At 74.0% G+C, this 12,313-nt stretch carries 11 protein-coding genes; 3 read left to right on the top strand and 8 right to left on the bottom strand.

Going from position 1 to position 12,313, the window contains the following annotated elements:
• Window positions 1-839, bottom strand: an 839-nt coding sequence (locus Q7T52_RS01105) for a BTAD domain-containing putative transcriptional regulator (RefSeq protein ID WP_304798774.1), incomplete at its 3' end; no start/stop codon positions are given.
• A 9-nt stretch (window positions 840-848) separates the two neighbouring features.
• Entirely contained in the window at window positions 849-1,307 is a 459-nt protein-coding gene (locus Q7T52_RS01110; RefSeq protein ID WP_304798777.1) for an SRPBCC family protein, read from the bottom strand.
• 141 nt (window positions 1,308-1,448) lie between these two features.
• Between Q7T52_RS01110 and Q7T52_RS01115 the strand changes: the two genes are divergently transcribed.
• Complete coding sequence (locus tag Q7T52_RS01115) at window positions 1,449-3,113, top strand: Ig-like domain repeat protein (RefSeq protein WP_304798780.1); 1,665 nt, start codon at window positions 1,449-1,451, stop codon at window positions 3,111-3,113.
• Between the two features lie 61 nt (window positions 3,114-3,174).
• Here the strand turns inward: Q7T52_RS01115 and Q7T52_RS01120 are convergent, their stop codons facing one another.
• Genes Q7T52_RS01120 through Q7T52_RS01135 form a run of 4 tightly spaced genes read right to left on the bottom strand, consistent with a single transcriptional unit; the run spans window position 3,175 to window position 6,217 of the window.
• Window positions 3,175-4,236: a sulfate/molybdate ABC transporter ATP-binding protein gene (locus Q7T52_RS01120; protein WP_304798783.1), complete on the bottom strand. Its 1,062-nt coding sequence runs from the start codon at window positions 4,234-4,236 to the stop codon at window positions 3,175-3,177.
• Between the two features lie 10 nt (window positions 4,237-4,246).
• Window positions 4,247-5,035 (bottom strand): ABC transporter permease, encoded by a 789-nt coding sequence (locus Q7T52_RS01125; RefSeq protein WP_304798786.1) that lies wholly within the window; start codon window positions 5,033-5,035, stop codon window positions 4,247-4,249.
• A 10-nt stretch (window positions 5,036-5,045) separates the two neighbouring features.
• Window positions 5,046-5,798 (bottom strand): molybdate ABC transporter substrate-binding protein, encoded by a 753-nt coding sequence (modA, locus tag Q7T52_RS01130; RefSeq protein ID WP_304798789.1) that lies wholly within the window; start codon window positions 5,796-5,798, stop codon window positions 5,046-5,048.
• 44 nt (window positions 5,799-5,842) lie between these two features.
• Window positions 5,843-6,217, bottom strand: a complete 375-nt coding sequence (locus Q7T52_RS01135; RefSeq protein ID WP_304798792.1) for a molybdopterin-binding protein — start codon at window positions 6,215-6,217, stop codon at window positions 5,843-5,845.
• Window positions 6,218-6,333: 116 nt separating this feature from the next.
• Between Q7T52_RS01135 and Q7T52_RS01140 the strand changes: the two genes are divergently transcribed.
• Complete coding sequence (locus Q7T52_RS01140; RefSeq protein ID WP_304798795.1) at window positions 6,334-7,521, top strand: DUF418 domain-containing protein; 1,188 nt, start codon at window positions 6,334-6,336, stop codon at window positions 7,519-7,521.
• On the opposite strand, the gene hutU is transcribed toward Q7T52_RS01140, so the two are convergent.
• Both hutU and hutH read right to left on the bottom strand, forming a co-directional pair.
• On the bottom strand, window positions 7,461-9,152 hold the full coding sequence (gene hutU, locus Q7T52_RS01145; protein WP_304798806.1) for a urocanate hydratase: 1,692 nt from the start codon (window positions 9,150-9,152) through the stop codon (window positions 7,461-7,463). The genes Q7T52_RS01140 and hutU overlap by 61 nt on opposite strands.
• Window positions 9,149-10,696: a histidine ammonia-lyase gene (gene hutH / locus Q7T52_RS01150; protein ID WP_304798807.1), complete on the bottom strand. Its 1,548-nt coding sequence runs from the start codon at window positions 10,694-10,696 to the stop codon at window positions 9,149-9,151. Before hutH ends, hutU begins: the two co-directional genes overlap by 4 nt.
• 276 nt (window positions 10,697-10,972) lie before the next feature.
• On the opposite strand from hutH, the gene Q7T52_RS01155 reads away from it, so the two are divergent.
• On the top strand, window positions 10,973-12,265 hold the full coding sequence (locus tag Q7T52_RS01155) for a choice-of-anchor P family protein (RefSeq protein WP_304798811.1): 1,293 nt from the start codon (window positions 10,973-10,975) through the stop codon (window positions 12,263-12,265).
• Window positions 12,266-12,313 lie beyond the last annotated feature (48 nt).

A 12,313-nucleotide genomic window follows, 5' to 3' on the forward strand; every position in this document is an offset into this window, starting at 1 on the left:
ACGGTCGGCAGCGACGCCTCGGCCTCCGCGCTCCACGACACCGAGGCGTCCTGGCGCAGGATCGCGGTCTGCAGCTCACGCACCGGCAGGCTCGGCTCGACGCCGAGCTCGTCGTCGAGCACCGACCGCAGCCGCTGCAGCGCGGCGAGCGCGTCAGCCTGGCGCCCGGTGCGGGACAGCGCGACGGCGTACAGGGTCCACCAGCGCTCGTGCAGGGGGTGCGTCCGCGTCATCGCCTCGAGCTCGGGCACGACCTCGTCGTGCCGACCGATCGCGAGGCGCGCGACGACGCTCAGCTCGAGCGCCGCGGTGCGCAGGTCGCCGAGCCGGGTGCGCTCGGCGACGGCGCCGGGGTCGTCGGCGAGGTCGGCGTAGGGCGTCCCGCGCCAGCTTTCGAGCGCTCCGTCGAGCAGGCCGAGCGCCTCGTGACAGAGCGGCACGACGTCGGCCGTGGCCCGGGGGCGGAGCTGGTCGGGCACGGCGCGGAGCAGGTCGCGGGCCCGGCCGGTCGCGTCGGCCAGCCGGGCGTCGTCGCGGCCGGCACGTGGGATCCGCAGGGCGTAGCCGTCGTGCTCGGTGACGAGCACCGTCGCCGCCTCGCGCGGCGCACGGTCGGGCTCGAGGGCGCGGCGCAGGTGGCCGACATAGCTCTGCAGGGTGCCCAGCACCGTGGCCGGCGCACGGTCGCCCCACACCCGGCCGACGAGCGCGTCGACGGCGAGCACGCGCCCCTCGGAGAGCGCCAGCGCGGCCACGATCGCCCGCTGCCGCGGCGTCCCGAGGTCGACCTCACGGCCGTCCCGGCACACCCGGACCGGACCCAGGACGTCGAGCTGCACGAGTCGATCCTAGGAAGTCCGGGCGCTGGTCGCACCGGCGAATCGGGCGGCCAGGGTGCGCAGGTCGGCCGCGTCCGCGCGTCGGTAGGACCCGACCAGCAGCGGCGCCAGCAGGCGCATCGCGCCGCGCGGGCCCAGCTCGGTGCGGGTCCGGACCTCGCAGCGGTCGGGTCCGAGCGCGACCACCGAGCGGACGCCGGCCACGCGCATCGAGCGGCCGCCGCCCGTGTAGCGCGCGGTGAGCGGCGAGACCTCTGCGACCGTCGTGGGGGTACGGAAGGTGAGCCCGGCGTAGCGGAGCTCCTCGACGAGGCGCTGGCCCCGGACGGCGCGACCGGTCGGCTCGACGGTGAAGCGGGTGACCGCCGCACGCCACTCGACGTCGTGGGTCCAGTCGAGCAGGTAGGCCGCGACCTCGTCGGCGGGTCGGTCGACGGTGACGAGGGAGGTGATGACGTAGGTGCCCATGCCGCGCACCCTCGCCCCGCCCACTGGGGGACCACTGGGAGCGCTCGGTCGGCCCGCCCCAGCCGCACCCCAGCGCGGCCCCAGCACCCCCGTCGAGGGTCGTCCCCGACACGACATCCACGACCCAGAGGAGGCTCACCGATGAGCACCCACCCGTTCGCCGACCCGTCGCACCAACGCGACGGGTCACCGCTCCACCGCACCCGTCTGGCGGTGGCCGCGCTGGCCGCACTGCCGGTCCTGGTCGGCTCGCTCGCCCTGGGCGCGTCCGCGCCGGCGGCGTACGCCGACCCCGCGACTCCCACGGGCAGCTCGGACAGCTCGGGCTCCACCCGCGCCCTCGTCCTCACCCAGGTCGAGACCGGTCCGACGACGCTCGCCGCCGAGGACGTCCTCACCGTCCACGTCAGGGGCGGCAGCCGCGACACGATCCCGGGCACGATCCGGATCAGCACCCCCGACGGCCGCCTCGACCAGGCCCTGCCGGTCGAGGGCCGCGACGCCGCGTTCCACGTGCCGCCCGGCAGCTACCCCGACCTCAGCATCGACTACAGCGGCGGCGTCGACGGCAACGTCTACTCCCCCTCCAACGCAGCCGTCCCGGTCTCCGTCGCGAGGGCGACGATGACCCACGTCAGCGACATCCCGGCCGGCCAGCACCTCGACCGCTTCGCCAAGTCCGCCGTGGGCGTGACCCCGGTCAGCAGCGCGGCCCACCTGACGCCGTTCGGCCACTACGTCCTGCTCGCGTTCGACGAGCACGACGAGCGTGTGTCGCTGGCCGAGGGCGACTTCGACGGGACGGGCCAGCTCGCGTTCGACACCACCGCCATCACGGCGGAGCCCGGCACCTACCGGGTGTTCCTGCAGACCTCGGAGTCCGCCTGGTTCACGGCCAAGGACACCCTGCTCGGCACCATCGTGGTCGACCCGGCCCCGATCCCGACGACCGTCGGCCTGCAGACCCCGGCCGGTGAGGCGGCCTACGGCTCCGGCTCGGCCCGGGTCGTCGGCACCCTCTCACCGCGGGTGACCGAGGGCCCCGTGGACGGCACGCTGCAGGCGGTGGTCGACGGCAGGCGCACCGGTCCGGTGGTCGCCGTCCGCTCGACCGACCCGGTGTCGATCGTGCTGCCGACCCTGGCGCCGGGCAGCTACTCGGTCAAGATCGCCTACAGCGGCGGCACCCACTACGCCGCCGACGAGTCCGCGACCGGCACCCTCGTCGTCGGCAAGGCCCACACGGCCACGTCGATCACCTCGACCACCGTGCCACGCGGCGGGACCGTCGCGGTCCAGGTCGGCTCGACCGACTCCGAGGCCCGCGGCTCCGGCACCGTCACCCTCCGCGAGGGCACGACGGTGGTCGCCACCGGCACCGTCACCCACGGGCTCGCCGCCGTCCGGCTGCCGTCCGGCCTGACCACCGGCCGGCACACCTTCACGGCGTCGTACGACGGCAGCCCGACGCACACCGCGTCCACCTCGCAGGAGACCGCGGTGACCGTGACCGCGCCGGCTGCGCCCGTCGCGTCCCGGGTCGCCGGCTTCGTCACCCGCCGCGGCCGCACCGTCAGCGGCACGCTCACCGTCGCGAGCAGCAAGCCGGTCACCGGCCGGGTCCAGGTGCTCGACGGCAGGCGCGTCGTCCGGACCGTCACCCTGACCGCCGCCGCACGCGGCAAGGTCGCCTTCACCCTGCGCAGCGCCAAGCCGGGCCGGCACACGATCACCGTGCGCTACCTGGGCTCCCCCACGGTCAAGGCGTCCGCGCGCACCTGGCGGGTCACGGTCCCCCGCCGCTGACCCCCACCCCCCGACGGTGAGTCGGCGCACATGTGCGCCGACTCACCGTCGTCCGGGGCTCTCATGCCGGGTAGACGTCGACCTCGGTGGCCTTGACGCTGAAGAACACCTCGACGCCGGGGACGAGCTCGAGCTCGGCGGCGGCGGGGGCCGTGACGTCGGCGTTGAGGTCGCCCGCGCGGACGCGCACCAGGTCGCCGAGGGGCTCGACCTGCGTCACCGTGGCGGGCACGACGTTGCGTGGGCTGCCGTGCGGGGCGCTGCGATAGACCGCCACCGCGGTCGGGCGGAAGACCGCGACGACCGGCTCCCCGTCGACCGGTGACTCCCCGGCGACGAGCCCGGCCAGGGTCGTGCCGTCGTCGAGGACGAGGGCGCCGTCGTGCCAGGCGCCGACGACCAGGTTGAGGCCGGCCAGCCGTGCGGCGAAGGCACTGCGGGGACGGGTGAGGACCTCACGGGTCGGGCCGGCCTCGACGACGCGGCCGCCCTCGAGCACCAGCACCCGGTCGGCCAGCAGCAGAGCGTCGAGCACGTCGTGGGTCACCACGACGCAGGTCCGCTCCGCGAGCACCCGGCGCAGCGTCTGCCGCAGGGCCGGCGTCACCGCCACGTCGAGCGCGGCCATCGGCTCGTCGAGCAGCAGCAGGTCGGGCTCGGCGGCCAGCGCCCGTGCGACGGCCGCGCGCTGCGCCTGCCCACCCGACAGCTGCCCCGGCCTGCGGTCGGCCAGCTCGCCGATGCCGACCTCGTCCAGCCACTCCTGCGCCCGGCTGCGCGCCTCGGCGCGGGCGACCCCCGCGCTGCGCGGCCCGAAGGCCACGTTGTCGAGCACCGTCAGGTGCGGGAAGAGCAGCGGCTCCTGGGCCAGCAGGGCCACGCGCCGGCGGTGCGGGGCGACGTCGACCCGCGCCTGGTCGGCGTACCCACCGGTGGACAGGAGGGTCCGGCCGGCCAGCTCGACCCGGCCGGCGTCGGGTCGCAGCAGCCCGGCGACGACCGAGAGGACCGTCGACTTGCCGGCGCCGTTGGGCCCCAGCAGCGCGACCGTCTCGCCGTCGGCGACATCGAAGGACACCTCGACGTCGCGGTCCGTGACCGTGGCGGTGAACGACAGGGTCACGGCTCGATCCTCACAGGGCCGACCGCCCCTGCCGCGCCAGGCCGATGACCAGCACCGCCACCACGACGAGCACCAGCGCCAGCGCGATCGCCGCGTCGGGGTCGGTCTCGCGCTGCAGGTAGATCTCGAGCGGCAGCGTGCGCGTCACGCCCTCCTTGCTGCCGGCGAACGTCACCGTCGCGCCGAACTCGCCGAGCGACCGCGCGAACGCGAGCACCGCTCCGGACACGAGCCCGGGCATCGCCAGCGGCAGGGTGACCCGCAGGAAGACCGTCGTCGGGCCGGCGCCGAGCGAGGCCGCGACGACCTCGTAGCGCTCGCCGCCGGTCCGCAGTGCCCCCTCGAGGCTGACGACGAGGAACGGCAGCGCCACGAACACCTGCGCCATCACCACCGCGATCGTCGAGAACGCGACCGTCGTGCCGACCACCTCGATCGACTGGCCGATCAGGCCCCGCTTGCCGAACGTGTAGAGCAGCGCCAGGCCCCCGACCACCGGCGGCAGCACCAGCGGCAGCAGCACCACCGACCGGACGACGCCCTGGCCGGGAAAGCTCGTCCGGGCCAGCACGAGGGCCATCGGCACGCCGATCAGCACGCAGACGACGGTGCTCGCGGTCGACGTGCGCAGGCTGAGCCACAGCGCCGTCCGCGACGACTCCGAGGTGATCAGGCCCCAGAAGTTGGACCAGTCGACCTGCGCGACGATCGCGACCAGCGGCAGCAGGACGAACAGCGCGCCGAGCGCCGCCGGCACGACGACCCAGCGCGGCAGCCCGACCGCGCGTGTCTGTCCCACGGTCCGCAACCTACGGGGCGCCGAACCCCGCGTCGGTCAGGACCTTCTGCCCGGAGTCGCTCAGCACCAGCTCGACGAACTCCTGGGCGAGGTCGGACTCGTCGCTGTCCTCGACCGTGGTGATCGGGTAGGTGTTGACGACGTCGGCGGACTCGGGGAACTCGACGCCCATGACGTCGTCGCCGGCGGCCAGCACGTCGGTGACGTAGACGAGCCCGGCGTCGCCCTGGCCCGACGTGATCTTGCCGAGCACGTCGGTCACCGACTGCTCCTCGCTGTCGGGGTCGAGGGTCAGCCCGGCCGCCTCCGCGACCCCCTGAGCGGCCGCGCCGCACGGTACGTCGGGTGCACAGAGCACGAGGTCGAGCGCGGGGTCGGCGAGGTCCTGCAGCGACGACACGTCGGCCGGGTTGTCGGGCGGGACCGCGATCTGCAGCGTGTTGGTCGCGAAGTCCTGCGGGTCCTGGCCCTGGAGGTCGTCGGCCGTGAGCTTGTCCATGTTGGCGGTGTCGGCGGACGCGAAGACGTCGGCCTCGGCGCCGTTCTGGATCTGGCTGACCAGGTCGGACGAGCCGCCGAAGACGAGCTCGACGGTGACCCCGTCGTGGTCGGCCTCGAAGTCGGACGCGAGCTGCTCGAAGGTCTTCTTCAGCGAGGCCGCCGCATAGACGGTGACCGTGGTGTCGTCGTCGTCACCACCGCACGCGACGAGCGCGGGGGCGAGGAGCAGCAGGGCGAGGTACGGGAGCAGGCGACGCGTCATGCGCCCGAGCATGCCACCTAGGTAGTTCCTGGGTACAGCCCGACCTACGCCTCCACGATCACCGTCGTCGCCTTGACGACCGCGGTCGCCGGCGAGCCCGGCTCGAGTCCGAGGTCGTCGGCCGCCTCACGGCTCATCAGCGAGACGATCCGGAAGTCACCGCAGACCAGCTCGACCTGCGCCATCACCGAGTCCTTCTTGACCGACACCACGATGCCGGCCATCCGGTTGCGCGCGCTGCTGGTGCGCGGCCCGCCGGAGTGGAGGTGGAGCAGGTCGGGCAGCTTGTCGGACCGCAGCACCCGCTGGTTGCGCTGGCGCTCGAACTCGACCCGCCCGTCGGCCTCCCACCTGCGCAGGGTGTCGACACTGACGCCGAGCGCCGTGGCGACCTCGCCGATCCGCAGGTACTCGGGCATGGGGCCACCCTAGGGCTCGTCCGGATCGTGCGGCCGGTGCCACACGAGACCAAGGTCGCGCCGGCGGCGACCTGCGACCGATGTGCTGTTCGTACGCCGTCGCGTTGGCTGGCCGGGTGACCGTCGCTCCGACCCCACCCGAGCAGCGCTCGCTCGCCCCCGACCTGGCGCGCGGCGCGATGCTGCTCTTCATCGCCCTGGCCAACAGCCACTACTTCCTGCGTGGCGACACCGCCGGCGTCCTCGGCGGCTACCCGCGCGACGTCGGTCCGGTCGACGCGGCGGTCGTGTGGGCGGTGACGACGTTCGTCGACGGGCGCGCGTTCCCGATGTTCGGGCTGCTCTTCGGCTACGGCGTCGCCCAGGTCGTGGCGCGCTGGGGTCCGCAGCTCGGGCCGCGCGGCACCCGACGCCTGCTCTGGCGGCGGTCGCTGGTGCTGGTCGCGGTCGGGTTCCTGCACGCGGTGCTGCTCTTCCCCGGCGACATCCTCACCGCCTACGGCGTGCTGCTGCTGGTCGGGGCGTGGACGGTGCGCTGGCACGACCGCTGGCTCCTGGTGGTCGCCGCGCTGTTCTTCGCGATGCTGAGCCTCCCGGGTCTCGACTCCTACACGGTCAGCGAGCTCGGGCCGGACGCCTCGATGCTGCCGCCCGACCTCCTCGCCGTGCTGACCGAGCGGCCGGTCGTCTCGGGCTACGTCGCCCTGCTGGGCCCGGTCGGGTTCGCCTGCCCGTTCCTCGTCGGGCTCTGGGCCGGCCGACGGCGGGTGCTGCAGGAGCCGGCGGAGCACCGACGGCTGCTCGTCGTGACCGCGGTCGTCGGGATCGCGGCGGCCGTCGCCGGCGCCCAGCCGATCGCGGTGGTGCTCGCCGGGTGGGCCGGCGTACCGGGCGACGACGTGCTCGAGCTGGTCGGACCGCTGCACGACGCGACCGGGGTCCTCGGCGGCTTCGGGTACGCCGCCCTGGTCGGGCTCGTGGCCCTGCGCCTGGGCGACCGTCGGCCCCGGTGGGCGCAGGCCCTCGCGGCGACCGGACAGCGCTCGATGACCTGCTACCTCGGCCAGTCGGTGGTCTGGGCCGTGGCCTTCACCCCGTTCCTGCTCGACCTGTCCGGCACGCTCACCGTCACCTCGACGGCCGTGCTCGCGACGGCGGCCTGGCTCGCGACCGTCGTGCTCGCCGACCGGATGGCGCGGGCCGGGCGGCGCGGGCCGTTCGAGGTGCTGGTGCGGCGGGTGGCCTACTCGCGCATAGGCACCCGGACGGCACGCTCCGAGGCCACCTCGGCGGCCCGTTCATAGCCCGCGTCGACGTGGCGGATCACGCCCATGCCCGGGTCGTTGGTCAGCACCCGCTCGAGCTTCTCGGCGGCCAACGCGGTGCCGTCGGCGACGCAGACCTGGCCGGCGTGCAGCGAGCGGCCGATGCCGACGCCGCCGCCGTGGTGGAACGAGACCCAGGTCGCGCCCGAGGCGGTGTTGACCAGCGCGTTGAGCACGGCCCAGTCGGCGATCGCGTCGGAGCCGTCGAGCATCGCCTCGGTCTCGCGGTAGGGCGAGGCGACCGAGCCGCAGTCGAGGTGGTCGCGGCCGATCACGACCGGTGCCTTGAGCTCCCCCGACGCGACCATCTCGTTGAACCTCAGCCCGGCCAGGTGCCGCTCGCCGTAGCCCAGCCAGCAGATCCGCGCCGGCAGGCCCTGGAAGGCCACCCGCTCGCCGGCCATGGTGATCCACCTGTGCAGCCGCTCGTTCTGCGGCGAGTCCTCTCGGGGGAAGAGCTCGAGGATCGCCCGGTCGGTGGCGGCGATGTCGGCCGGGTCGCCGCTGAGCGCCGCCCAGCGGAACGGGCCGCGGCCCTCGCAGAAGAGGGGCCGGATGTAGGCCGGCACGAAGCCCGGGAACGCGAAGGCCCGGTCGTAGCCGCCCTTGCGCGCCTCGTCGCGGATCGAGTTGCCGTAGTCGAAGACCTCGGCGCCGCGGTCCTGGAACTCCACCATCGCCCGGACGTGCGCAGCCATCGACGCCTGCGCGTCCTTGGTGAAGCCGTCGGGGTCGCGGCTCGCCGCGTCGGGCCAGTCGGCGACCGAGACGCCGATCGGGAGATAGCTCAGCGGGTCGTGCGCCGAGGTCTGGTCGGTGACGACGTCGATCGGGGCGTCCATCTCGAGCAGCAGCGGGAACACCTCGGCGGCGTTGCCCAGCAGGCCGATCGACAGCGGCCGCCGCTCGTCGCGCGCGGCGACCGCGCGGCGTACGGCGTCGTCGACGGAGTCGGCCTGCTCGTCGAGGTAGCGGTGGTCGATGCGCCGGGTGATCCGCGCCTGGTCGACGTCGACGCAGATGCAGACCCCGTCGTTCATCGTGACGGCCAGCGGCTGCGCGCCACCCATGCCACCGAGGCCCGCCGTGAGCGTGATGGTCCCGGCGAGCGTGCCCCCGAAGCGCTTGTCGGCGACGGCGGCGAACGTCTCGAACGTGCCCTGGAGGATGCCCTGGGTGCCGATGTAGATCCAGGAGCCGGCGGTCATCTGCCCGTACATCGTGAGGCCGAGGTCCTCCAGCCGGCGGAACTCCTCCCAGTTGGCCCAGTCGCCCACCAGGTTGGAGTTGGCGATGAGCACCCGCGGCGCCCAGGCGTGGGTGCGCATGACGCCGACGGGACGGCCCGACTGCACCAGCATCGTCTCGTCGTCGGCGAGGGTGGTGAGCGTGCGCACCAGGGCGTCGTACGACGGCCAGTCGCGCGCCGCCTTGCCGGTGCCGCCATAGACCACGAGGTCCTCGGGCCGCTCGGCGTTGTCGGGGTCGAGGTTGTTCATCAGCATCCGCAACGGCGCCTCGGTCTGCCACGACCGCGCGGTCAGGTCGGTGCCGCGCGCGGCCCGGATGGGGAGTCGGCTGTTGACGGGCCCGTTGCCTGGCTGGGTCACTGGAGGTCTCCGATCACTGCTTCGACGGCGTCGACGACGGCACCGTCGGCGACGAGCTGGACGACGGTCTCGATCTCGGGGGCGAGGTGCCGGTCGGGCCCGGGGCCGACGACGCCGGCGCCGTGCAGCAGCGCGATGACCGCCGCGGTCGCCGGCGACGGCGAGAGCGGTGCTCTCAGCTCGAGGCCGCGGGCGGCGGTGAGCACCTCGACGGCGACCACCCGGTTGAGCCCGTCGACGGCCCGGCGCAGCTTGCGCGCGGCCGACCAGCCCATCGACACGTGGTCCTCCTGCATCGCGCTGGAGGGGATCGAGTCGACCGACGCCGGCGCCGCGAGGCGCTTGAGCTCGGAGACGATCGCGGCCTGGGTGTACTGCGCGATCATCAGGCCGCTGTCGACCCCCGGGTCGTGCGCGAGGAACGGCGGCAACCCGTGGTTGCGAGCCTTGTCGAGGAACCGGTCGGTGCGCCGCTCGCTCATCGAGGCGACGTCGGCCGCGACGATCGCGAGGAAGTCGAGGACGTAGCCCACCGGCGCCCCGTGGAAGTTGCCGTTGCTCTCGACCCGGTCGTCGAGGACGACGGGGTTGTCCACGGCCGATGCGAGCTCGCGGCCGGCCACGACGGCGGCGTGCTCGACGGTGTCGCGGGCGGCGCCGTTGACCTGGGGCGCGCAGCGCAGGGAGTAGGCGTCCTGCACGCGGTTGCAGTCGGGACCGCGGTGCGAGGCGACGACGCCCGAGCCGGCCAGAACCCGCACGAGGTTGGCGGCGGACGCGGCCTGGCCCGGGTGGGGCCGCAGCGCCTGGAGCTCGGCGGCGAAGACGCGGTCGGTGCCGAGGAGCCCCTCGACGGACATGGCCGCCGCGACGTCGGCGGTGCGCAGCAGCCGTCGCAGGTCGTGGATGGCCAGCACCAGCATGCCGAGCATGCCGTCGGTGCCGTTGATGAGCGCGAGGCCCTCCTTGGCGCCGAGCTCGACCGGGGTCAGCCCGGCCTCGGCAAGGGCGGTGCCCGCGTCGACGAGGCGGCCGCTCGCGTCGTGGACGGGCCCCTCACCGATCAGGGCGAGCGCGCAGTGCGCGAGGGGCGCGAGGTCGCCGGAGCAGCCCAGCGAGCCGTACTCGTGGACGACCGGGGTGATGCCGTGCGACAGCAGGTCGGCGAGCAGCTGCGCGGTCTCCGGGCGTACGCCGGTGCGCCCGGTCGCCAGGGTCGACAGGCGCAGCAGCATCAGGCCGCGGACGACCTCCCGCTCGACCTCGGGTCCCGACCCGGCGGCGTGCGAGCGGACCAGCGAGCGCTGCAGGGTCGCCCGCAGCTCCGGCGCGATGTGCCGGGTCGCCAGCGCGCCGAAGCCCGTCGAGACGCCGTAGTTCGGGGTCGGCCCGGCGGCGAGCGCCTCCACCACGGTCCGGGCCCGGGCGATCGCGTCGCGGGCGTCGGGTGCGATCGCGACGCGGGCGCCGTGGCGCGCGACCGCGACGACCTCGTCGGGCGAGACCGGGCCGGTGCCGACGAGGACGGTCGTAGGGGGTGGCATCCCCCCATCCAACGCCCTGGCGGAGCGCGGGGCCAGCACGCCCCCGGACAGGGGCCGTCCCATCGCCAGGTAAAGCCGCGCGGCCCCGGCAGGCCCGGCGTACGCTCGCGGACGCTCCCTCCCCGTGGTTCCACGCGGGCTCTCGCCACGGGTCGGAGCACGGTCGGCACGACTAGACCACCACATACGCTCCGTGTCACTCGGGTACATGGGCACCCAGTGCTTCATCGTTCGCCACCCCCCGGGCGGGCGTTCCCTCCATCAAGGAGCAACCCCATGCGTCGCGTACTCCCCGTCGCGGTCGCTGCTGCCGCTTTGTGCCTCAGCCAGCTTCCGGCGTCTACCGCCCTCGTGCCCCCAGGCGGTGTCTCGTCCGCCTCCGTCAAGGCCGCCGCCACCCCCAAGATCCGCACCAAGTACGCCTTCTCCGGCTCTGCCTACGGCAGCCGGGTCGAGGGCGGCTCGCTGCCGGCCAACTCCCGTGACACCGCCTTCCAGCGGATCGGCTGCACCAACATCGCCGGTGACAACCGCCGCAACTACGAGGCCGACCTCGTGATCCCCGGCCTCGGCAAGGTGGAGGGCGTGACCTCCCGGGTCTACACGGAGAAGAGGGGCAGCACCGTCTCGGTCGTCTCCCAGCACTCCATCGCACGCCTCGTCATCGCCAGCAGCCCCCTCGGCAGCCTCGAGGTCCGCGGCATCTCCTCGACGAGCACCGCCTTCAACAAGAACGGCCGCTACGGCACCACCGTCGACAACGAGGTCGCCCGGATCGTCCTCAAGCTGACCGGGGTCCCGGCCCAGACCCTGGCCATCCCGGCCCCCGGCCGCACCCTCACCGTCCCGGGCCTCGCGTCGATCTCCCTCGGCAAGACCAACAAGAAGGTCACCCGCGACTACGCCCGGATCAGCGCCAACGTCCTCGACGTCAAGGTGATCCCGCTCGGCACCCGCGTCCGCGTCGCCCAGACCAACGCCGCGATCCAGGGCGGCATCCGCCAGGGCATCTTCAAGGGCTACTCCGCCGGCATCGAGGCCCGTGGGCTCGCCGACAACCTCAAGGTCGGCCGTACGCCGCTCAGCGTCGTCCCGTGCCGCGGCACCCAGGGCAAGGACGTCGGCAAGGACATCACCGGCGTCGACCTCGGCGACCTCGGCAACCTGCGCGGCGTCGCCTCCGGCGTCAAGACCACCAACCAGCCCCGCGTCGCCACCGGCACCGTGGCCGGCCGCGTCGCCCAGGTCTCGCTCCTCGGCGGCCGCATCCAGGTCAACGGCGTCCTCGGGGTCGCCAACGTCAAGCGCCAGCGTGGCGTGCTGACCCGCAACAGCAAGGGCAGCACGGTCCTGGAGATCATCATCGACGGCAAGAAGTACTCGCTCGCCGCGCTCGCCAAGATCGAGATCCCCGGCCTGGTCAAGCTCCAGGACAAGATCGAGGTCCGCACCGCGTTCGGCCTGAAGGTCATCGGGCTCCGGATCACCCTGCTCGACGGCACCGGCGCGGTGCTCGACCTCGGCGTCGCCGAGCTCGGCATCCGACCCGGCGTCCCCGCCGGGCAGTAGCCCTCCCGCGCACCACCGCACCGACACCCGGACCGCCCGCCCTCCACC

This window comes from Nocardioides sp., assembly GCF_030655615.1.
Classification (GTDB): Bacteria; Actinomycetota; Actinomycetes; order Propionibacteriales; family Nocardioidaceae; genus Nocardioides.

Bases quoted from the DNA above. Each gene is read 5' to 3' on its own strand.
- hutH (WP_304798807.1), bottom strand. From the start codon at position 10,696: ATGCCACCCCCTACGACCGTCCTCGTCGGCACCGGCCCGGTCTCGCCC.
- Q7T52_RS01110 (WP_304798777.1), bottom strand. From the start codon at position 1,307: ATGGGCACCTACGTCATCACCTCCCTCGTCACCGTCGACCGACCCGCC.
- Q7T52_RS01155 (WP_304798811.1), top strand. From the start codon at position 10,973: ATGCGTCGCGTACTCCCCGTCGCGGTCGCTGCTGCCGCTTTGTGCCTC.
- Q7T52_RS01115 (WP_304798780.1), top strand. From the start codon at position 1,449: ATGAGCACCCACCCGTTCGCCGACCCGTCGCACCAACGCGACGGGTCA.
- Q7T52_RS01135 (WP_304798792.1), bottom strand. From the start codon at position 6,217: ATGCCCGAGTACCTGCGGATCGGCGAGGTCGCCACGGCGCTCGGCGTC.
- modA (WP_304798789.1), bottom strand. From the start codon at position 5,798: ATGACGCGTCGCCTGCTCCCGTACCTCGCCCTGCTGCTCCTCGCCCCC.